At 68.6% G+C, this 19,675-nt stretch carries 18 protein-coding genes; 5 read left to right on the top strand and 13 right to left on the bottom strand.

What is annotated here, in order from left to right; genetic code table 11:
* Window positions 1–2,355 (bottom strand): galactose oxidase-like domain-containing protein, encoded by a 2,355-nt coding sequence (locus ACAM49_RS10790; RefSeq protein ID WP_369635320.1) that lies wholly within the window; start codon window positions 2,353–2,355, stop codon window positions 1–3.
* Window positions 2,356–2,532: 177 nt separating this feature from the next.
* Here ACAM49_RS10790 and ACAM49_RS10785 point away from each other — a divergent pair, with 177 nt between their 5' ends.
* On the top strand, window positions 2,533–2,961 hold the full coding sequence (locus tag ACAM49_RS10785; RefSeq protein WP_369635319.1) for a hypothetical protein: 429 nt from the start codon (window positions 2,533–2,535) through the stop codon (window positions 2,959–2,961).
* A gap of 144 nt (window positions 2,962–3,105) precedes the next feature.
* Here ACAM49_RS10785 and ACAM49_RS10780 read toward each other — a convergent pair whose 3' ends face one another.
* Both ACAM49_RS10780 and ACAM49_RS10775 read right to left on the bottom strand, forming a co-directional pair.
* On the bottom strand, window positions 3,106–4,239 hold the full coding sequence (locus ACAM49_RS10780) for a DUF5685 family protein (RefSeq protein WP_369635318.1): 1,134 nt from the start codon (window positions 4,237–4,239) through the stop codon (window positions 3,106–3,108).
* 120 nt (window positions 4,240–4,359) lie between these two features.
* On the bottom strand, window positions 4,360–5,214 hold the full coding sequence (locus tag ACAM49_RS10775) for a LysR family transcriptional regulator (RefSeq protein WP_369635317.1): 855 nt from the start codon (window positions 5,212–5,214) through the stop codon (window positions 4,360–4,362).
* A 109-nt stretch (window positions 5,215–5,323) separates the two neighbouring features.
* Between ACAM49_RS10775 and ACAM49_RS10770 the strand changes: the two genes are divergently transcribed.
* On the top strand, window positions 5,324–6,040 hold the full coding sequence (locus ACAM49_RS10770) for an SDR family oxidoreductase (RefSeq protein ID WP_369635316.1): 717 nt from the start codon (window positions 5,324–5,326) through the stop codon (window positions 6,038–6,040).
* A 1-nt stretch (window position 6,041) separates the two neighbouring features.
* Here ACAM49_RS10770 and kstD read toward each other — a convergent pair whose 3' ends face one another.
* Both kstD and ACAM49_RS10760 read right to left on the bottom strand, forming a co-directional pair.
* The gene (gene kstD / locus ACAM49_RS10765; protein ID WP_369635315.1) at window positions 6,042–7,718 is read right to left on the bottom strand and encodes a 3-oxosteroid 1-dehydrogenase; all 1,677 of its coding nucleotides are present in this window, start codon (window positions 7,716–7,718) and stop codon (window positions 6,042–6,044) included.
* Between the two features lie 64 nt (window positions 7,719–7,782).
* Window positions 7,783–8,376, bottom strand: a complete 594-nt coding sequence (locus tag ACAM49_RS10760; RefSeq protein WP_369635314.1) for a TetR/AcrR family transcriptional regulator — start codon at window positions 8,374–8,376, stop codon at window positions 7,783–7,785.
* Between the two features lie 156 nt (window positions 8,377–8,532).
* Between ACAM49_RS10760 and ACAM49_RS10755 the strand changes: the two genes are divergently transcribed.
* Window positions 8,533–9,552 carry an FAD-dependent monooxygenase gene (locus tag ACAM49_RS10755; protein WP_369635313.1) on the top strand — a complete coding sequence of 340 codons (1,020 nt, stop codon included), beginning with the start codon at window positions 8,533–8,535 and terminating at the stop codon, window positions 9,550–9,552.
* Between the two features lie 27 nt (window positions 9,553–9,579).
* Here ACAM49_RS10755 and ACAM49_RS10750 read toward each other — a convergent pair whose 3' ends face one another.
* From ACAM49_RS10750 to uvrC, 8 genes are all read right to left on the bottom strand, one after another.
* Window positions 9,580–10,002, bottom strand: a complete 423-nt coding sequence (locus ACAM49_RS10750; protein WP_369635312.1) for a nitroreductase/quinone reductase family protein — start codon at window positions 10,000–10,002, stop codon at window positions 9,580–9,582.
* A 74-nt stretch (window positions 10,003–10,076) separates the two neighbouring features.
* The gene (gene tpiA, locus ACAM49_RS10745; protein WP_369635311.1) at window positions 10,077–10,862 is read right to left on the bottom strand and encodes a triose-phosphate isomerase; all 786 of its coding nucleotides are present in this window, start codon (window positions 10,860–10,862) and stop codon (window positions 10,077–10,079) included.
* A gap of 3 nt (window positions 10,863–10,865) precedes the next feature.
* Window positions 10,866–12,077 carry a phosphoglycerate kinase gene (gene pgk, locus ACAM49_RS10740; RefSeq protein ID WP_369635310.1) on the bottom strand — a complete coding sequence of 404 codons (1,212 nt, stop codon included), beginning with the start codon at window positions 12,075–12,077 and terminating at the stop codon, window positions 10,866–10,868.
* Between the two features lie 6 nt (window positions 12,078–12,083).
* Window positions 12,084–13,100, bottom strand: a complete 1,017-nt coding sequence (gene gap, locus ACAM49_RS10735) for a type I glyceraldehyde-3-phosphate dehydrogenase (protein WP_040809455.1) — start codon at window positions 13,098–13,100, stop codon at window positions 12,084–12,086.
* A gap of 224 nt (window positions 13,101–13,324) precedes the next feature.
* Window positions 13,325–14,308 carry a DNA-binding protein WhiA gene (gene whiA, locus ACAM49_RS10730; protein ID WP_040809457.1) on the bottom strand — a complete coding sequence of 328 codons (984 nt, stop codon included), beginning with the start codon at window positions 14,306–14,308 and terminating at the stop codon, window positions 13,325–13,327.
* A complete protein-coding gene (gene yvcK, locus ACAM49_RS10725; RefSeq protein WP_040809459.1) occupies window positions 14,299–15,354 on the bottom strand; it encodes a uridine diphosphate-N-acetylglucosamine-binding protein YvcK in 1,056 nt (351 codons plus the stop codon). Before yvcK ends, whiA begins: the two co-directional genes overlap by 10 nt.
* The gene (gene rapZ, locus ACAM49_RS10720; protein ID WP_369635309.1) at window positions 15,351–16,334 is read right to left on the bottom strand and encodes an RNase adapter RapZ; all 984 of its coding nucleotides are present in this window, start codon (window positions 16,332–16,334) and stop codon (window positions 15,351–15,353) included. Before rapZ ends, yvcK begins: the two co-directional genes overlap by 4 nt.
* Window positions 16,335–16,615: 281 nt before the next feature.
* Complete coding sequence (gene uvrC, locus ACAM49_RS10715; RefSeq protein ID WP_369635308.1) at window positions 16,616–18,745, bottom strand: excinuclease ABC subunit UvrC; 2,130 nt, start codon at window positions 18,743–18,745, stop codon at window positions 16,616–16,618.
* A gap of 110 nt (window positions 18,746–18,855) precedes the next feature.
* On the opposite strand from uvrC, the gene ACAM49_RS10710 reads away from it, so the two are divergent.
* Together ACAM49_RS10710 and ACAM49_RS10705 are read left to right on the top strand one after the other, a co-directional pair.
* A complete protein-coding gene (locus ACAM49_RS10710) occupies window positions 18,856–19,071 on the top strand; it encodes a hypothetical protein (protein WP_369635307.1) in 216 nt (71 codons plus the stop codon).
* Window positions 19,072–19,308: 237 nt separating this feature from the next.
* A complete protein-coding gene (locus tag ACAM49_RS10705; RefSeq protein ID WP_369635306.1) occupies window positions 19,309–19,659 on the top strand; it encodes a hypothetical protein in 351 nt (116 codons plus the stop codon).
* Window positions 19,660–19,675 lie beyond the last annotated feature (16 nt).

The raw sequence follows: 19,675 nt of genomic DNA, 5'->3' as shown, positions 1-19,675 counted from the left end.
TCACACCGGTGACGGCGTCGCAGGATTCAGGCGCAGCCAGCGGCCCGTCGACGGAATCCCGTTGGCGTCCACCACGACCAGGAGATACCAGCCGGGCGGCGCGAGGGCCGGATTCGAGGGCATGGCGACGGTGAGCGTGCCGGGCGCGGCCGGGGTGATCGGCAGGTCGATCAGGCGTTGATTGTTGTCGCAGGAGTGGGTGCAGGAGGTCGGGTGCATCAGACTCACCTCCCGCACGGCGGCCGTGGTGGTCAGGGTCAGTTCGGCCCCGTATTCGAGTGCGACCGTGGACATCTCGAACTCCGGCCGCGAACCCTTGAAAAGGTATGGCGGCCAGAAGACTTCGATGCGCAGCTCCTCGGTCTTGCGCATCGGATTCGACCCGGCCGTCACCACCTTGCCGTCCGGCGTCACCAGCGCCACGGAGTGGTACAGCCGCGCCACCCGTTGCGGCGCTGTCGCGGACCAGGTTCCGGCGACCGGATCGTAGATCTCGGCGTGCGGCGGCACCATGTCCGCCATCTCCTCCATGGCCGATCCGCCGGCCGCCAGCACCGTCCGGTCCGGCAGGATGACCGCGCACACGTGCATGCGGGCGTGCATCATCGGCGGACCGGCACGGTAGGCGGGCGCGGCGGCGGCCAGATCCGCGATGCGGGTGTCGGCGGTCGCGCGGCCGGGACCGTGCGGGTCGACGAAGCCGCCGCCGAGCAGCATGACCTGCTGTGACTGCGCGGGCGGCAGCAGCACACTCGTGGACTGATTGCGCGATTCCGGATCGAACAGCCCCGGGACCTCGGTGACCGCGCCGGTCGCGGTGTCCCAGATCGACGGGCGCATCCCGTTGTCGGTGCCGTACTGGCCGCCGGTGTAGAACACCCGGCCGTCGGCGAGCAACACCAGGTGGGCGTACATCGGAATCGGCCCGGGCACCGGCAGCGTCGACCAGGTCAGGGTCTCGGGATCGAAGAGTTCCGGCGTCTCCGACAGGAAGCCCTCGTCGCCGAGACCCGAGACTGCCACTACCTCACCGGTTTTCAGCGCGGCGAGGGTCGGATACCAACGGCCGTAGGACATGTCGGGCTGCGCGTTCCACGTCAGGGTCCGCGGGTCGAACAGCAGGGCGTCGCGCAGGCCGTAGAACGGGTCGTACTGCTTGGTGCCGCCGACGGCCAGCAGCCGCCCGTCGGGCAGGAACGCCTGGCCCGTGCAGAACAGGTCGATCGGCGTCGCGGGCGCGTCGAGTCCCGGATTCGGGTAATGCCAGACCCGCGTGCGGAAGTCGTGGGCGTTCAAGCGATCCGGGTCGTTGCCCGATCCGGCGAAGAACAGCACATCACCGGTGTACAGCAGGGCGGCGTGCACCGGATTGATCTCGGTGCCGAAATCCAATATGCGCCAGGTGCCTTCGGTCGCGGCGTTTGTCAGGTCGGTCTCGACGTCGAGCACCCGCAGATATCCGGCATTGACGCCCTCCGGATTGTCGATGGCGCACAACACCATTCGGGGCGCACCGTCAGCGTGCGGCAGCACGGCGACGGCCGCGCCCTGGTTCTCCCAGAATCCCCAGTCGGGCACCCGCGACCAACGGCTCCACCCGTCCACGCAGTGCCCGCTACCGTCCAGCCCCCAGCCGACGGTGTACACCCCACCGTTCTCGCCCTGCGGATTGTCGATCGCGAACACGATCAACTCCGGTCGCCCGTCCCCGTCCAGGTCGGCGACGGTCAGGCCCGCACCCTGGTTCTCCCACCCCCACCAGTCCGGAATCGCCACCCACGGCGTCCATTCGGCCACCGAGCAGTCCGCGGCGAGCCCCTTGGCGAGCCGGAACTGCCCGCTGTTCTGGGCATCCGGATTGTCGACGGTCATGACCACCAGCACGGGTTGCCCGTCGAGCCTGGTCATGCAGATGTCCGCGCCCTGGTTCTCCCAGCCGAACCAGTCCGGAACCTGTTGCCACGCAGTCCATCCGCCGGTAACCGTGCCATCCGGGGCGAGGTCGCGGCCGATGCGGTAGTAGCCCTGGTTCTGACCCGCCGGATTGTCGACGAGGAAGACCACCAGATCCGGGCGGCCATTGCCGTTCAGATCCCCGAGGGCGATGCCCGCGCCTTGGTTCTCCCAACCCCACCAATCGGGCACCTCGAGCCACGGCCCCCACTCCCCCACCGTGCCGTCGGCGGCCAGGCCGTGCCCGATCCGATAGTTGCCGGTGTTCTGACCCGCGGGATTGTCGACTTTCAGGACCACGACGTCGAGCGTCCCGTCGCCCGTCAGGTCGGCGACGGCGATGCCGCAGTCCTCGTTGTCCTGCGCGAACCAATCCGGGATCGGAACGAATTGTCCTGCCACACAACCCATCATGATCGTCCGCGCCGGATACGGCATCCAATGTCCGGATAGTCCTGATGACGGGTGCCCGATCACGCCATATCGCCGATTACGCCAGGTTATCGAAAACGCTCCCCGGCGGTTGCCACTCCCATTAACCTGCGAAACACTCTCGTTTCACATACCTGAGGAAGTCATATGAGAAAGACACTCTGGGCCAACGGTCTCGCCCTCACCGCCGCCGCCCTGCTGGCGAGCGCCGGCGCCGCGGACGCCGCCGTGCCGACCAGCATGGGCAGCGACTCCACCTTCAAGGTCGGCGTCGACATCCAGCCGGGCGTCTATAAGACCACGACCGCGGGCACCGTGTGCGCCTGGGCGCGGCTGTCCTCGATCACCCCGAGCGTCACCATCGAGGCGGGCGGCGCGGTCGGCGGCACCGCGACCGTCGAGATCAAGTCCACCGACGTCGCGTTCTACACCAGCGGTTGCGGCACCTGGTCCCTGACCACCACCACGACCACCGGCTCCTCGGGCCTGGGTAGCGGCTCCAGCAGCGGCAGCCTCGGCAGCGGCGGCCTCGCCGGCCTGCTCTCGGGCGGATCCAGCACGCTGTCCAGCAAGTAGGCGACGCATCGCTTTCCGGCCGCTGCCGCCGCACCCCTCAGCCAGGCACGGCCGGTTCGAATGCGGGGGCCCGCCCACCCGGAGTCGGCGGGCCGACCCGCACCGCGGGCCGGGCATCACGGTGCCCGGCCGCGCGGTGAGAGATCAACATTCGCAGCAGGATTCCTCACAGCAGCAACAGGATTCCTCGCAGCAGCAGCATCCTTCGCCGCAGCAGACGCAGCCCTCGCAGCACGGAATGCAGCAGCCGCTGCGGCGGCGCGCGGGGCCGTAATAGCCCTGGCCATACCCCGGTGGCGGACCGTAGCCGTAGCCGGGCGGCGGGCCCCACGGGTCGGGGCCGCGACGACGCCAGCGACTCATGGGCGCTACGACGGTGCCGGGATTCGGCGCGGTGGCGGTGCTGTGGGTGGCGCAGGCAGGTCCGTGACCGCCGAAGGTCCGGGCCACCGAACGGCCCAGTTCATGCTTCAGAAGTTTGTGGATCAGCCGCTTGTCGGCGAATTCCACCTCGGCCAAGGCCAATTCGATGCCGAGTAGCGCGTCCGTGCACAGCCGGTGCGCCTCGGCTACGTCGGTTCCCGTGGCGGCCAGCGGATTCCACTTGCCTTGCGCGAGATCCTCGCCCAGATCTTCGACCGCGTCCACGAGATGGGCTATGCGGCCGAACAATCGGCCCACCTCGATCAGCGCCGCCTGATTGCCCGGCTTGCCCGCGAGGATGGCGGTGTGGCCGAAGGCGGCCGCCGTCGCGGTCTCGGTGGGCTCGGTGACCTCAAGCAACGGGGTGCCGACCACCGCCGCGGCCTCGATCTCCGTTTGGCGATCCACCGCCGTCACCAGCACGGCGGTGTCGAAACCGAGCTCGGCCCCGGTGGATTCACCCTGCCGGGCCCAGCGCCGGGCGAGCGCGCGGGCGGCGGGCCGGAATCCGGCCGTGCCCGCCATACCGTCGTGATCGTCCACATGATCGCGCACCTTCGCGGCGGCCAGCACCAGCGAGACGGTGGCGGCCAGCCGCACGCAGTCACCGGTGGCGACATCCGCGCGCTTCATGCCGCGCAGCGGGCAGGGCCCGGCGACGCGGCGGGTGGGCGACGCCGTGGACTGCGCCTCCACCAGGGCCGAAATGATCAGCCCGTCGTAATTGGTTGCCAGGCGGGCGCTCTGGCCGTGATCGTCACGCAGTGCGAGGCACAGCCCGCACAGTTGCGCCAGCCAAGCCCGCCCGAGTTCCTCGCCCAGCCGATGACGGCAGGGCCGGATGATGCCGAACACCCTATCGACGGTAACCCCTCTTTCGGGATTCGGCCCGCGGAATCGTGATCAGGGATTTTGGACGGCGTAGATCGAATCCTCTTGTGCGACACCGCAATACCAAGGCCGGGCAAAGACTCTCTAATGCCTGGCCAGCGCCGCGAACTCTTCTGCGAGCGGGACCGGACGGTCGGCCGACCACGCCAGGCTCACCTCGTTCGGCGCGAGATCGGGCACCGGGACGTAGGTGATGTCCGGGCGGGTATAGAACGTCATCACCGACAGCGGCAGGAAGATGATGCCGTGGCCCGCGGCGACATGTTCGAGCTTCTCCTCGACGCTGCGGAAGACCGGGACGCCGGGGCGATCGGTGCGCAATTCGGTTGCCAGCGCACGCCATTCGGGGACCAGATCGGGATCCTGGAGCAGGTGCTCGTCCGCGAGATCGGCGACGGCCAGCACCTCCTTGCTCGCCAGGCGATGATCGGCGGGCAGCACGACCACGCGCGGTTCGGTGTAGAGCGGCCGAATGGTGAGTCCGCGCGGATCGACCGGCAGCCGCACCATGCTGACATCGACGCGGCCGTCATGAATCACCGCGACCTGGTCGAACCAGTCGGTGCGCACCAGGTCGACCTCGAGTCCGGGATGCCGGTCGGTGAGCGCGCGCACGGCCGTGGTCACGATGAGGCCGGGCATGAAACCGACGGTGAAGGTATCGGCGCCCCGGTCCGCGCGAATCACCCTGCGCCGCAGGGCTTCCGCCGAGGCCAGCAGCGGTTTGGCATCGGCCAGCAGCTGCTCCCCCGCGGCCGTCAACGCCGTCCCGCGCCGATCCCGCGCGAACAGCCGCGCCCCCAGCTCCTCCTCGAGCGCGCGGATCTGCCGCGACAGCACCGGCTGCGCGATGAACAGCTGCTCGGCGGCGCGGCCGAAGTGCAGGTGTTCGGCCACCGCCACGAAGTAGCGCAGCTTGCGCAGATCGACATCGCTCATGATGCCTTCAGGGTATTACAGGCGGCGGTATAGGTCTTGGACGAGCGGCGGCCCCGGAACCGAAGGTGGAGAGGCAAACCCGAACAGCAGTTCCCCGAAAGGAAATCCGATGTCACTCGACGGACAGCACGTCGTCATCCTGGGCGGCACCTCCGGAATCGGCTACGCCGTCGCCGCCGCGACCGCCGCACGGGGCGCGAAGGTCACCGTCGCCTCCAGCCGCCAGCAGAACGTCGACCGCGCGGTGGCCGAACTCCCGTCCGGCGTCACCGGCGTGGTCGCGGATCTCGCTGACGCCAACCGGATTCGCACGCTCTTCGACGAGCTGGGCAGCTTCGACCATTTGGTCTACACCGCCGGTGAGCCGCTGCTGCTCTCCCCCGTGGCCGATCTGGATATCGACGCGGCCCGGAAGTTCTTCGAGCTGCGCTACTTCAGCGTGCTGGCGGCCGTGCAGGCGGCCGCACCCCACCTGCGGCCGGACGGTTCGATCACCCTGACCACCGGCACCGCCGGGCCGCGGCCGGTACCCGGATCGTCGGTCACCTCCAGCGTCTGCGGCGCGGTCGAGGCCCTCACCCGCGCGCTGGCGGTCGAACTCGCGCCGATCCGGGTGAACGCGGTCATGCCCGGCGTGGTCCGCTCACCGCTGTGGAACTTCCCCGAAGACCTGCGCGAGCAGTTCTACGCCGACACCGCCGCCAATACTCCCCTGCGGCGCATTGCCGAAGTCGACGACATCGCACAGGCATTCGTCTTCTTCCTGACCCAGCCCCACGCCACCGCCACCGTCCTTCCGCTGGACGGCGGCGCGGTCCTCGCCTGAATTACCGGGCCGCGCGGCGGGCAGCCAGGTAGCCGAAGACCAGGGCGGGGCCGATGGTCGCGCCGGGACCTGCGTAGGTGTGGCCCATGACCGGGGCGCTGGCATTGCCCGCGGCGTACAGGCCGTCGATGGGTGAGCCATCCTCGCGGAGGACTCGCCCGTCGACGTCGGTCACCAGGCCGCCCTTGGTGCCCAGGTCGCCGGGGACCAGCTTGGCCGCGTAAAACGGACCGGTCTCCAGCGCACCGAGATTCGGGTTCGGGTGCTGGCGCGGATCGCCGTAGTAGTTGTCGTAGGCGCTGTCGCCGCGGCCGAAGTCGGGATCCTTGCCCGCGGTGGCGAATTCGTTGAACCGGGTCACGGTCGCCTGGAGTTTCTCGACCGGGAGACCGATCTTCTCCGCGAGTTCCGGCAGCGAGTCGGCTCGGGTCAGTGCGCCGGACTTGAACCACCGGCCCGGCAGCGGCTGTCGCGGCGGGACGCCCGCGAACTGGTAGCGGTTGCGGTAGCGCTGGTCGAAAATCAGCCAGGCGGGCAGGTTTTCGGCCGGGCCCTCGCCCTGTCCGTTGCGGCCGCCGTACATGCGGTGGGTGGCCTCGACGTAGGGCAGGCACTCGTTCATGAAGCGCTCGGCGCGGTCGTTGACGACCAGGCTGCCCGGCAGGTTGCGTTCGGCCAGGCAGAACCAGGCCTCGCGGGGCAGCGGGATGGACGGGCCCCACCAGGCGTCGTCCATGAATTCGACCGCGCCGCCGACGGATTGACCCGCGCGGATGCCGTCGCCGGTATTGGCGGCCGCGCCGACGGTCCAGTCGGTGCCGATGGGGGCGCGCTGGTACTGCTTGCGCATCACCTCGTTGTGCTCGAAGCCGCCCGCCGCGATGACCACGCCGCGCCTGGCGGTGAGCACTTGCTCGCAGCCGTCGCGCAACACCACCGCGCCGGTCACCCGGCCGTCCTCGGTGGTCAGCTCGAGCAGCGGAGTGTCCAGCCACAGCGGCACCTTCGCCTGGATCAGGCCCGCCCGCAGCATGGCGGAGAAGGCCTGGCCGCGGGCGAGCATCCGCCGCCGCAGGACCGTCGCGGCCAGCCAGCGCCCGGCGATCCCCATGGCGGCCAGCGGGCTGCGGGGGTTGCGCAGGCCCAGATGCAGCTGACGGAATTCCGTCTGCGTCACAACGACATTCTTGGGTGCTCGGGCGTAATCCGGTTCCAGCGTGTCCAATTCGGCACCCAGGCCCTTGGCGTTGTAGGGCACCGGCTCCACGGATCGTCCGTGCGAGCGCCCGCCGGGAGCTTCCGGGTAGTAGTCGGAATAGCCTGGCACCCAGCGCATCCGCAGCGGTAAGTGCGCGGCCAGGAAGTCGAACACCTCCGGCCCGCGATCGAGATAGGTGTCGATCCGCACCGGATCCACCCCCGCCCCGACGATCTCCTTCAGATAGACGCGCGCGGCCTCGAGGTCATCGGCGGGCGCTTCCCGGCGCAACACCGAGTTTCCCGGAATCCATACGCCGCCACCGGATCTGGCCGTGGACCCGCCCCAGTGCCGCGCCTTCTCGACGATGACCGCCGACAGCCCGTGCTTCGCCGCGGTGAGCGCCGCGGCCATGCCCGCCGCACCCGAGCCCACGACGATCAGATCGAACGTCCCGGCGGTTTCCCTGTCGTCCTGCATGTTTCCTCTATCTTCGTGTTCTGTTGTGTCGGCCCGCGCACGGCTGTATCGACCCGGACAAGGCTCAGCCGTCCACGCGCCAGCGTTCGCCGACCACGGCGTCGAGGGCACCCTCCACGCACACCGCCAGCGACATCTCCGGATGCCCGGAAGCCCGAAGCCATTGCAGGTAACCGAATTCCGCCGCCGCGAGCATGAGGTGTACCAGCAAACCCGGAGTGCTGTCCTCCCGGGGATCCCGCCCCATGCGCTCCCCGACCAGCTCAACGAGCCGAGCCCGGTGTTCCGCGGTGATCAACGCCACCCGCTCCAGCAGATGCGGAGCCGTCCGGAACGCCGCGCGCCAGTGTTCGAGCTCCACCGCCGCCAGCGCCGTCGACCGCGCCAGAATCGACTGTGCCAGAGCCACATCGGCGGGTTCGTCGGCCGCGCGCTCCTCGAGCAGCGCCACGATCCCGGCGCCGCCCTCGCGCACCGGATCCAGCAGCAGATCGTCCTTGCTCCGCACGTGCCGGAAGTAGGTGCTGGCCGACACCCCGGCCGCCGCGGCGATCTCCTCCGTCGTCACCTCCGCGAACCTCTTGGCCGCGAACAGTTCGTAAGCCGCCCGCTGGATTTCGTCGCGCACCTGCCGGCGCTGCCGCTCCCGCAATGACATTCGGCCTCCTTCCGCCATTGCGAGTATCTGCCGATATGAGAGTTACTGTCAACAAGGAATCCGCTGTCACCTAGCGTCGATCGGCCGCGCAACGTCCCAGCACTCACCATCATGGGAATCGGCTATGAATTGTCGGCACGGCTAGGAGGGTTCGACTTGGTCACGATCATCGGCGGCGGCATTGCCGGATCGGCGTTGGCGGGTGCGCTCGCCAGAGCCGGCACCCCGGTCACCCTCTACGAGCAGCAACCGAAAACCCCAGGTGGCAGCCCATTCCTGTGTATCGACGGGCGCGGCCACCGGGCACTCGCGGGTCTGGGCATCGACGAGTCGGTCCTGCACGCCGCCTCCGGCGCTCTCACCGGCGGTCTCGAATACACCGACAGCGTCGGCCACCACGGCGAGATCCCGGGCCAGGGCCATCGATTCTGGTTACGCCGCAACCTCATGGCGATCTTGATGGACTACGTCACCACCTCCGACGCCGAGACCCATTTCGGCACGCCGGTCACCGACCTCACCGAGATCGACGACGAGCTGATCATCGCCGCCGACGGCATCGACTCGCGCGTGCGCGCCCGGCTCGAACCCGACCGCACCCCGCTCTACGCGGGCGACGTTGTGCTCTACGGCACCACCACCGAACCGCTCGCGCTACCCACCACCCCCGCCACCCTGCACATATTCGCCGAAATCTCCCCTGCCGGAAACGTTTCCAGCACCCTCGGCCACATCTGGCGACCCGGCGACCCGACCGCCCTCTGGTTCCTGCGACTCCCCCGGCCACCGCTGCCCGGCACCGACGAACTCGGCCTGCGGCCGATCGCCGCATGGGCCGACAAGATCCGCGCCGCCACCCCCACCACCCGCTCGATCGTCGAAACCTTCCTCGACACCACCGAATCGGTCCACGTCAGCAATGCCCGCAACGTCTCCCTCGACGCCGCGGCGCCCCCGCGAGATTCGCTGCTGCTCATCGGCGACGCCGACCACGCCATCACCCCGGCGGCCGGTGTCGGCGCCCGCGAGGCATTGGAGGACGCGCACGCCGTCTACCGCGCCCTCACCTCGAACACCTCCCCCGCCGCCGCCATGGCCGAACGCCGCCGCCGCATCATCGCCGACCGCGCCGAGGCCGCCGGCGCCCGGCGCTCGGTACGCCGCACCGGCCCATAGTCTTTCGACCGGTGCGGCGGCTTCGCCCTAGGCCCGGCGCAGCGCCAGCACCGGAATGGTGCGAATCCCCGCGGTCTTCTCGGCATACCCCGCGAAGCCCGGGTACCGGGTGGCCTGAATGTCGTAGATGCGGTCGCGATCGGCGCCGGTCACCTCGGAGACCTGAACCGGAAACGTCTCGGTCCCGACCTCGACCTCGGCCTGCCCGGCATCGATGAGGTTGTAGTACCAGGCCGGATGCTTCGGCGCGCCCGCCGCCGACGCGAAGATGTACATCACCTTCGGATCCTGCTCATCGGCCTGATACATCAGCGGCGTCACCCCCGCCTTGCCCGACTTCCGCCCGCGGTGGTGCACCAGGATCATGGGAGCGCCTTCGAAAGGCCCGCCCACCCGACCTTCATTGGCCCGGAACTCATTGATGATTTGGGTATTCCAGTCATCGCTCATGATCGTCATTCTGCCGAAAAGGGCCGGGCATCCAGTGGATGCCCGGCCCTTCGAGAGCGGAAAGATACCGGTCGTTACGGCAGCGGACCGCCGGCGGCGATCGCCGAGAGGGTGGCGAATTCGTCGCCCTTCAGCGAGGCACCGCCCACGAGCGCGCCGTCGATATCGGTCTGGCCGACCAGCTCGCCGACGTTCTTGGCGTTGACCGAGCCGCCGTAGAGCACTCGGACGCCCGCGGCCACTTCGGGATTCGCCAGTTCGGCGAGCTCCTTGCGGATGGCGCCGCAGACCTCCTGGGCGTCGGCCGGGGTGGCGACCTTGCCGGTGCCGATGGCCCAGACCGGCTCGTAGGCGATGACGACCTTGGCGATCTCCTCGGCGGTCAGGCCCTTGAGCGAACCGCGCAACTGCTCGAGGTTGTAGGCCACGTGGGTCTTGGTCTCGCGCACGCCCAGGCCCTCACCGATGCAGACGATCGGGGTGATGCCGTACTTGAGCGCCTGCTTGGTCTTCGCCAGCACCGTGGCGTCGTCCTCGTTGTGGTACTGACGCCGCTCGGAGTGGCCGACCACGACGAACGAGCAGCCCAGCTTCGCGAGCATGGAACCGCTGATCTCGCCGGTGTAGGCGCCCTCGTCGTGGGTGGACACGTCCTGGGCACCGTAGGTGATCAGCAGGCGGTCGCCCTCGACCAGCGTCTGCACGCTGCGGATGTCGACGAACGGCGGGATCACCGTGACGTCGACCTTGTCGAAGTACTTCTCCGGCAACGCGAACGCGATCTTCTGCATCAGAGCGATGGCCTCGAGGTGATTGAGGTTCATCTTCCAGTTGCCGGCGATCAAAGGCTTACGTGCCATGGTTCAGTCCTCCAGAACCGCGAGGCCGGGAAGTTCCTTGCCCTCCAGGTATTCCAGCGACGCGCCGCCACCGGTGGAGATGTGCGAGAAACCGTCATCGGGCAGGCCGAGGGTGCGCACGGCCGCGGCCGAGTCGCCGCCGCCGACCACCGTGAACGCGCCCTTGGACGTGGCGACCGCGATCGCCTCGGCGACACCGCGGGTGCCGGCCGAGAACTTCTCGAACTCGAACACGCCCATCGGGCCGTTCCAGAACACCGTCTTGGCCTCGGTCAGCAGCGCCGCGAAACGCTTGGTCGACTCGGGACCGATGTCCAGGCCCATCCAGCCGTCGGGAATCTCGTTGGCCGCCACGGCCTTCGAGTCCGCGTCGGCGGCGAACTTGTCCGCGACGATGATGTCCACCGGCAGGTGGATGACGTCGGCGTACTTGTCCAGCAGCCCCTTGCAGGTCTCGATCATCTCCTCCTGCAGCAGCGAGGTGCCCACCGAAAGGCCCTGTGCCGCAAGGAAGGTGAAGCACATGCCGCCACCGATGACCAGGGTGTCGACCTTCGGCGCGAGCGCCTCGATGACCGCCAGCTTGTCGGAGACCTTCGAGCCGCCCAGCACGACCGCGTACGGCCGCTCGGTGTCGGTGGTGAGCTTGCGCAGCACCTCGGTCTCGGCCGCGACCAGATTGCCCGCGTAGTGCGGCAGCAGCTTGGCCACGTCGTAGACCGACGCCTGCTTGCGGTGCACGACACCGAAGCCGTCGGACACGAAAGCGCCGTCGTCGCCGACGAGTTCGACCAGGGCCTTGGCCAGCTTGGTCCGCTCGGCGTCGTCCTTGCTGGTCTCGCGCGGATCGAAACGCACGTTCTCGACCAGCATGACGTCGCCGTCGGTCAGGCCCTCCGAGCGCGAGAGGGCGTCGTAGCCCACCACGTCACCGGCGAGCTGGACATTGCGGCCCAGCTCCTCGGCCAGCCGCGCCGCCACGGGAGCGAGCGAGAACTTCGGGTCCGGCTCACCCTTCGGGCGGCCCAGGTGCGCGGTCACGACGACCTTGGCGCCGGCCTCGGCCAGCGCCTTGATGGTCGGCGCGGACGCGATGATGCGGCCCGGGTCGGTGATGACGCCGTTGTCGAGGGGCACATTGAGGTCGGAGCGCACCAGCACGCCCCGGCCCTCGACACCCTCGTTCAGCAGATCCTGGAGAGTCTTGATCGTCATCGGCGCTTACAGGGACTTGCCGACGAGGCCGACCAGATCGGCGAGGCGGTTGGAGTAGCCCCACTCGTTGTCGTACCAGGAGGCGACCTTGACCTGCTTGTCGATGACCTTGGTCAGCGGCGCGTCGTAGATCGAGGAGTGCGGGTCGGTCACGATGTCGGAGGAGACGATCGGGTCCACGTTGTACTTCAGGATGCCCTTCATCGGGCCGTCCGCGGCGGCCTTCATGGCGGCGTTGATCTCGTCGATCGAGGCGGCCTTGGCCAGGTCCACGGTCAGGTCGGTGATCGAGCCGGTCGGGACCGGCACGCGCAGCGCGTAGCCGTCCAGCTTGCCGAGCAGCTCGGGCAGCACCAGGCCGATGGCCTTGGCGGCGCCGGTGCCGGTGGGCACGATGTTCAGCGCGGCGGCGCGGGCGCGACGCAGATCCTTGTGCGGGGCGTCCTGCAGGTTCTGGTCCTGGGTGTAGGCGTGAACCGTGGTCATCAGGCCACGCTCGATGCCGAAGGAGTCGTTGAGCACCTTGGCGATCGGGCCCAGGCAGTTGGTGGTGCACGAGGCGTTGGAGATGATGTTCTGCGAGCCGTCGTACTTGTCGTCGTTCACGCCCATCACGATGGTGATGTCCTCATCGGTGGCGGGCGCGGAGATGATGACCTTCTTGGCGCCGGCGGCCAGGTGGCCCTTGGCCTTGGCGGCGTTGGTGAAGATGCCGGTGGACTCGACGACGACGTCGACGCCCAGGTCGCCCCACGGCAGGGCCGCCGGGCCCTCCTTGATCTCCAGGGCGCGGATCCGCTGCTCGCCGACCACGATGTAGTCGCCGTCGAGGGAAACGTCCTGCGGCAGGCGGCCGAGGATGGAGTCGTACTTCAGCAGGGTGGCAAGGGTCTTGTTGTCGGTCAGGTCATTGACCGCCACGATCTCGATATCGGTGGTGCCGAGGGCCTTCTGTGCCTCGACGGCGCGGAAGAAGTTGCGCCCGATACGGCCGAAGCCGTTGATCCCTACCCGGACAGTCACGTTTTCGCTCCTCAGCTTTGCGGATCGTTTCCGTTGCGCTTCTAACACTAGACCGGTAACGGAAACATCACGGACACACCCCCGCCACGGTGAACTACGAAACGTTCACTTTCGCCACAGACGCCCGGAAGCGCCGCGACCCAACGGGTTGCGACGCTTCCGGATGGTTGTTTTCCGGCCCCGGGGCGGCTCCGTTTCGGCAATCACGGAGTAGCCCGCGTGATTCAGGCCTCTTCGAGCAGCTCTGCGGTGACGGCACTTTCGGTATCGGGCACGCCGAGTTCCTTGGCGCGCCGGTCCGCCATCGACAGCAAACGCCGAATCCGGCCCGCCACAGCGTCTTTCGTCATCGGCGGCTCGGCCAGCTGGCCCAGCTCCTCCAGCGACGCCTGACGGTGCAGCACGCGCAGCTTGCCCGCGGCGGCCAAATGGTCCGGCACATCGTCGGCCAGTATTTCCAGTGCCCGCTCGACCCGCGCCGCCGCCGCTACGGCCGCCCGCGCCGAACGCCGGAGGTTGGCATCGTCGAAATTCGCCAGCCGGTTGGCCGTCGCCCGGACCTCGCGGCGCATGCGCCGCTCCTCCCAGGTGAGCCGGGTGTCCTGCGCACCCATGCGGGTGAGCAGGGCGCCGATGGCCTCGCCGTCGCGCACCACCACGCGATCGGTGCCGCGCACCTCGCGCGCCTTGGCCGAGATGCCCATGCGCCGGGCCGCGCCCACCAGGGCCAGTGCGGCCTCGGGGCCCGGGCAGCTCACCTCGAGCGCCGAGGAGCGGCCCGGCTCGGTGAGCGAGCCGTGCGCGAGAAACGCCCCGCGCCAAGCGGCTTCGGCATCGCCGATGCTGCCGCCGACCACCTGTGCCGGTAGACCGCGCACCGGACGGCCGCGCACGTCGAGCAAACCGGTCTGGCGCGCCAGCGCCTCGCCTTCCTTGGAAACCCGCACTACATACCGGGAAGTCTTCCGGAGCCCGCCGGCGCCGAGCACATGCACGTCCGAGCCGTAGCCGTACAGCTCGAAGATCTCTCGACGCAGCCGACGCGCGATGGAACCCATGTCCACCTCGGCTTCGACGATCACTCGACCGCCGACGATGTGCAATCCACCGGCGAACCGCAGTAGCGCGGACAGTTCGGCCTTGCGCGAACTCACCTGAGATACAGAGAGTCGGCTCAGCTCGTCCTTCACTTCCGCTGTCATCGCCACGAGACGCGCTCCTTTCCACCCAACCCGGACCGCACACGTTGGCCCATATGCCGTCCTTCGACTCGAAGCCCTGCTGATTCCGGCCGAGGTTGCCGGATCACCTGATCCAATGCGGCGGCAAGCTTTCCGGGGTGGTGCCGGTCCGTCCCCGCCTCGGCGACATCAGCGAAGGTTACTCGCGCACGCAGCTGTTCGGCAGCTCTTGCCAGATGTTCGCGTTCCCTACCCTCGGGTACGGAACCCGAGTCGACCAAAACATGGTCGACTGTGAAATCCGGTGCGTGCTGGGACAATACATGCAGGTGCCGCTCAGCGGAGAATCCGGCCGTTTCGCCCGGTTCGGCAGCGAGGTTGAGCACCAGCACTTTCCGCGCCCGGGTATGCAGCAGCGCTTCGTGCAATTCGGGCACCAGCACATGCGGGATGACACTGGTGAACCAGCTCCCGGGGCCCAGCACCACCACATCGGCGTGCTCGATGGCCGAGGTCGCCTCCGGACAGGCGGGCGGATCCGAGGGGATCAGCCGCACCCGCCGCACCTTGCCGGGCGTGGTCGCCACCGCCACCTGGCCGCGAATGCAGCGGCTCACGCGCGGATCGCCTTCCAGCCCAGAGACATCCGCCTCGATGGTGAGGGCGATGGGCGACATGGGTAGCACGCGCCCGGTGATGCGCAGGACCTTCCCGGCCTCGTCGAGGGCGGCGACCGGATCGCCGAGCTCCTCGGTCAGGCCCGCCAGGATCAGGTTGCCCACCGAGTGCCCGGCCAGTGCGCCCGTCCCGCCGAAGCGGTGTTGCAAGGTTCGCGCCCAGATGCCGTCGGCCTCTTCGGCCAAGGCCGCCAACGCCATTCGAAGATCACCCGGGGGCAGCATGCCGAGCTCGGACCGCAGGCGACCCGAGGAGCCGCCGTCGTCGGCCACGGTCACCACCGCGGTGATCTTGCGCGTGAGCCGCCGGATGGCGGTCAGCGTCGAGTACAGGCCGTGTCCACCGCCGAGCGCCACGATGGCGGGATTGGCGGTACGGCCGTTCGTCTCAGTCATTCCCGCCCCAGATCCCGGTGGACCACACGGACCACAACCCCCGACTCATCGTCCGCGCCCAACGCATCGCACAAGGCTTCCGCCATCGCCACACTGCGGTGTTTGCCGCCGGTGCAGCCCACTGCCACGGTCATGTATCGCTTCCCCTCTTGGCGGTAACCCTCGGTCGTCAGGTCGACGAGATGCCGCGCGGTGTCCAGGTAGTCCTGGGCGCCCGGGCGCGACAAAACATACTCACTGACCGGGGCATCCTGTCCGGTCTTTTCGCGGAGTTCGGGAATCCAGTGCGGATTCGGCAGGAATCGCAAATCGAACACCATATCGGCGTCGAGCGGGACTCCGTACTTGAAACCGAACGATTGCACGGTCAGCTGCAGCACGGTGGCGGCGTCGCCGCCGTAGACCTCCTCGAGCTTGCGGTGCAGCTGGTGGATGGACAGCGCGGTGGTGTCGATGACCACGTCGGCGGCCGTCTTCACCGGGTCCAGGCGGCGGCGCTCGGCGGCGATGCCGGCGGTCAGCGTGCCGTCGGCGCTCTCGCTCTGCAGCGGATGACGCCGCCGCGCGAAACCGAAGCGGCGGATGAGCACATCGTCGGAGGCCTCGAGGAACAGGATCCGGGTGCGCACACCCGCCGCACGTAGGTGTTCGCCCACGGCCGCGAGGTTTCCGGTGAAGAAGCGGTTGCGCACGTCCATGACGAGCGCGAGTTTGCGGATGGGTGGTTCGGCTTCGGCGCCGAGTTCCACCATGCGCCCGATCAATTCGGGCGGGAGGTTGTCGGCGACGTAGTAGCCGAGGTCCTCGAGCACCTTGGCGGCGGTGCCGCGCCCGGCGCCGGACAGGCCCGTCACGATGACGACCTCGACCGGTGATGCGTCGGCTGCGGACCGTCCGCGGCGGGCGGTCGGCTGGGGATCAGATGTCTCGGTTGTCTTGCTGTTTTCGGCCGTATCGGTACTGGCTTCGACGCGCGTCATGTCCTACCGGTTCGTGTCTGGAGTTCCCTCGATCATCCTGCACCGATGCCCCGAAACGCGGCAGGCGCACGAGGGGAGCGAGACCTAGCTGTGATTTCTGCTCCCGACCTGCACACACGGCGTGTCGCAATTTTTCCGATCGGCGTGTCGCACTCTACCCGGTGAGTCCTGATTCGACGCGCCATGGCGCGCGGATCACGCGCCACACCGGTGCGCTATCGGAGTCACACTGTGCCCTCGGCATCACAATGCCCTGCGCAGACCTGCTGAAACCGACTGGCCTATGGAGTCTGCAGGGCCGCGAGCACTGCCTTCGCGGTCGCCACGCCGATGCCGGGGACCTCGATGATCTGCTCCACCGTAGCCTGCTTGAGTTTGGCGACGGATCCGAAGTGCTGGACCAGCGCGGTCTTGCGGGTCGCGCCGAGGCCGGGCACCGAGTCCAGCACCGATTCGGTCATCCGCCGCGAACGCTTGGAGCGGTGGAAGGTGATGGCGAATCTGTGCGCCTCGTCGCGGACGCGTTGCAGCAGGTATAGCGCCTCGCTGGTGCGCGGCATGATCACCGGATCCGGCTCGTTGGGGACCCAGACCTCTTCCAGGCGCTTGGCCAGGCCGATGACCGCGACATCGGTGATGCCGAGTTCGTCGAGGATCTCGGCGGCCGCATTCACCTGCGGCGCACCGCCATCCACCACGTACAGGTTGGGCGGGTACGAGAAGCGGCGCGGTTTCCCGGTTTTCGGATCGATGCCGGGCGGCAGATCCGAATCGACTGCGTCCGAATCGGATTCGAGCTCGGCGGCCTCGGCGGCGTCCAGATCGCGGCGCAGCTTGCCGAAGCGCCGCCGGGTCACCTCGGCGATGGAGCCGACATCGTCGGAGCGGCCGTCACCGGCGGCCTCCTTGATGCTGTAGTGCCGGTACTCGGACTTGCGGGCCAGGCCGTCCTCGAAGACCACCAGCGAGGCCACCACATCGGTGCCCTGCACGTGCGAGATGTCCACGCATTCGATGCGCAGCGGTGCGGAGTCCAGATCCAGCGCGTCCTGCAGCTCCTGCAGCGCGGCCGAGCGCGCGGTCAGATCACCGGCCCGCTTGAGCTTGTGCTGGGCCAGTGCCTCCTGGGCATTGCGCTGCACGGTCTCGGCGAGCGCCTTCTTGTCCCCGCGCTGCGGCACCCGCAGCTGCACCGCGGACCCTCGCAAGCCCGAGAGCCAGTTCTGTACCTGCTCATGGTCATTGGGCAGCGCGGGGACCAGCACCTCGCGCGGCACCACCGCTCCGGGCTGCTCGTCGCCGCTCTGGGCGGCCACCGCGGTCTGCTCGCCGTAGAACTGGGTGAGGAACTGCTCGACCAGCGCGGGCAACTCGCCGCCGACCCGAATCGCTTCCTGCTTGGCGTCCGCGGAGGCTCCCGTCTCCTCCGGGCCTTCGACGCGCGCGGCCGCGACCGGCCCCTCGGAGCCCGCGTCGGCTTCCGCGTCCGGATTCCCGACCGTCTCGTCGGGCTGTTCCAGGTCCAGGGCGTCGCCGGATTTGTCGACGACCCACCCGCGCTGACCACGCACGCGCCCGTCGCGCACGTGGAAGACCTGCACGGCGACCTCGAGTTCGTCCACAGCGAAGTTGATGACATCGGCGTCGGTACCCGTGCCCAGGACCACCGCCTGCTTCTCCAGCGCCCGCTTGAGCGCCTGCACGTCGTCGCGCAGCCGGGCGGCCTGTTCGAAGTCCAGCTCGTCGGCGGCGTCGTGCATGCGACGTTCGAGCTGCTTGACCAGCCGATCGGTCTTACCCGCGAGGAAGTCGCAGAAGTCGTCCACGATCTGGCGGTGCTCGGCCGCGCTCACCCGGCCGATGCAGGGCGCGGAGCACTTGTCGATGTAGCCGAGCAGGCAGGGGCGCCCGATCTGGCTGTGCCGCTTGAAGACTCCCGCCGAACAGGTGCGCACGGGGAACACGCGCAGCAGCAGATCGAGGGTCTCGCGAATGGCCCAGGCGTGCGCGTAGGGGCCGAAGTAGCGCACGCCCTTCTTGCGGGCGCCCCGGTAGACGAACACGCGCGGGTATTCCTCGTTGAGGCTGACCGCCAGCACCGGATACGACTTGTCATCGCGGTAGCGGACATTGAAGCGCGGATCGAATTCCTTGATCCAGTTGTATTCCAGCTGCAGCGCTTCCACCTCGGTGGACACCACGGTCCACTCGACGCCGGCCGCCGTGGTCACCATCTGCCGGGTGCGCGGGTGCAGCCCGGCCACGTCCGCGAAGTACGAGTTCAGGCGGCTCCGCAGGCTTTTCGCCTTACCGACATAGATGACCTGCCCGAACTTGTCCCGGAACTTGTAGACGCCGGGTTCGACGGGGATGGTGCCCGGGGCGGGCCGGTAGGTCGCGGGATCTGCCACGCATCCAGGTTAGTCATGCCCTCCGACACTCCCGCCGCGCCGGTGGCCTGCCATCCGCTGCGGTCGTGGCGACGAAGTATCGGCAAGATCAGTTCAGAGAGGGGAACGCCATGACCGGTCTGCGCTCGCGCCGCCGCTCGCTCGCCATCGCCGGGGCCCTGTGCCTGGCCGCCGCCGCGCTGGTGGCGGTCTCCGTGCCCGCCTCCGCCGAGTCCGAGCGCGGGCTCGACGCCGGGCACGGCGACTATCTGCGCCACGATTCGACCGTGATGCTGGTCTGCGGTGGGGCAGTTCAGGATTCGACCCCGGTGCTGCTGGTCGCCTAGGCGCGAAGGCCGAAAGCCACGCCGGAATTGCATGGCGTGCAGCTTTGCGTTGCCCGCACATACGCACCGCGCGCTCATCGGCGTCCGCGAGTCGCTCCCATCGGCCTCCGCGAGTCACCGGCGACGCGCCACGCCGGACAACCGATCTCCGCGAGTTTCGGCTGTCCGGCGCGTCTCGCGGTCAGTATGGGACGAACTGTTTCGATTGAACTGTCCGTATACGAGGGAGTTTGTTCGATGACCCAGCATCACCATCTCCACCCGCGCCGCCGCACGCTCGCCATCGGCTCCGCGCTCAGCATCGGCGCGGCGGGCCTGATCGCGGTGACGGGGGCCCCGGCCGCCCACGCCGACAATGTCTGCCGGATCGACAAGACCCTGGACACCGCCACCTTCACCTGCCCCGAGAACGCCTGGTACGCCGCGGTGGTGCAGTGCCTGGGCACCCGCCAGGTCGGCAGCGGCTTCCAGTCCCCCACCTACATCGTGGGCGATTCGCCGCGGCCGCTGATCCCCATGACCATCGAATGCAGTGGCGAGGGCAAGAAGGGCATCGTGCTCAACGCGTGGACCGACGGGCCGTTCTGACCCGCCAATCCTGTTC

Origin of the sequence: Nocardia sp. JMUB6875 (genome assembly GCF_041154655.1) — a bacterium.
Lineage (GTDB): Bacteria > Actinomycetota > Actinomycetes > Mycobacteriales > Mycobacteriaceae > Nocardia.
The sequence above is the reverse complement of the archived record's forward strand: the minus strand, read 5'-3'. Positions and strand labels throughout refer to the sequence as shown.

Excerpts from the sequence above, each read along its gene's own strand:
- ACAM49_RS10785 (WP_369635319.1), top strand. The coding sequence starts at position 2,533 with ATGAGAAAGACACTCTGGGCCAACGGTCTCGCCCTCACCGCCGCCGCC.
- ACAM49_RS10775 (WP_369635317.1), bottom strand. The coding sequence starts at position 5,214 with ATGAGCGATGTCGATCTGCGCAAGCTGCGCTACTTCGTGGCGGTGGCC.
- ACAM49_RS10770 (WP_369635316.1), top strand. The coding sequence starts at position 5,324 with ATGTCACTCGACGGACAGCACGTCGTCATCCTGGGCGGCACCTCCGGA.
- kstD (WP_369635315.1), bottom strand. The coding sequence starts at position 7,718 with ATGCAGGACGACAGGGAAACCGCCGGGACGTTCGATCTGATCGTCGTG.
- ACAM49_RS10760 (WP_369635314.1), bottom strand. The coding sequence starts at position 8,376 with ATGTCATTGCGGGAGCGGCAGCGCCGGCAGGTGCGCGACGAAATCCAG.
- ACAM49_RS10750 (WP_369635312.1), bottom strand. The coding sequence starts at position 10,002 with ATGAGCGATGACTGGAATACCCAAATCATCAATGAGTTCCGGGCCAAT.
- tpiA (WP_369635311.1), bottom strand. The coding sequence starts at position 10,862 with ATGGCACGTAAGCCTTTGATCGCCGGCAACTGGAAGATGAACCTCAAT.
- pgk (WP_369635310.1), bottom strand. The coding sequence starts at position 12,077 with ATGACGATCAAGACTCTCCAGGATCTGCTGAACGAGGGTGTCGAGGGC.
- yvcK (WP_040809459.1), bottom strand. The coding sequence starts at position 15,354 with ATGACTGAGACGAACGGCCGTACCGCCAATCCCGCCATCGTGGCGCTC.
- rapZ (WP_369635309.1), bottom strand. The coding sequence starts at position 16,334 with ATGACGCGCGTCGAAGCCAGTACCGATACGGCCGAAAACAGCAAGACA.
- ACAM49_RS10710 (WP_369635307.1), top strand. The coding sequence starts at position 18,856 with ATGACCGGTCTGCGCTCGCGCCGCCGCTCGCTCGCCATCGCCGGGGCC.
- ACAM49_RS10705 (WP_369635306.1), top strand. The coding sequence starts at position 19,309 with ATGACCCAGCATCACCATCTCCACCCGCGCCGCCGCACGCTCGCCATC.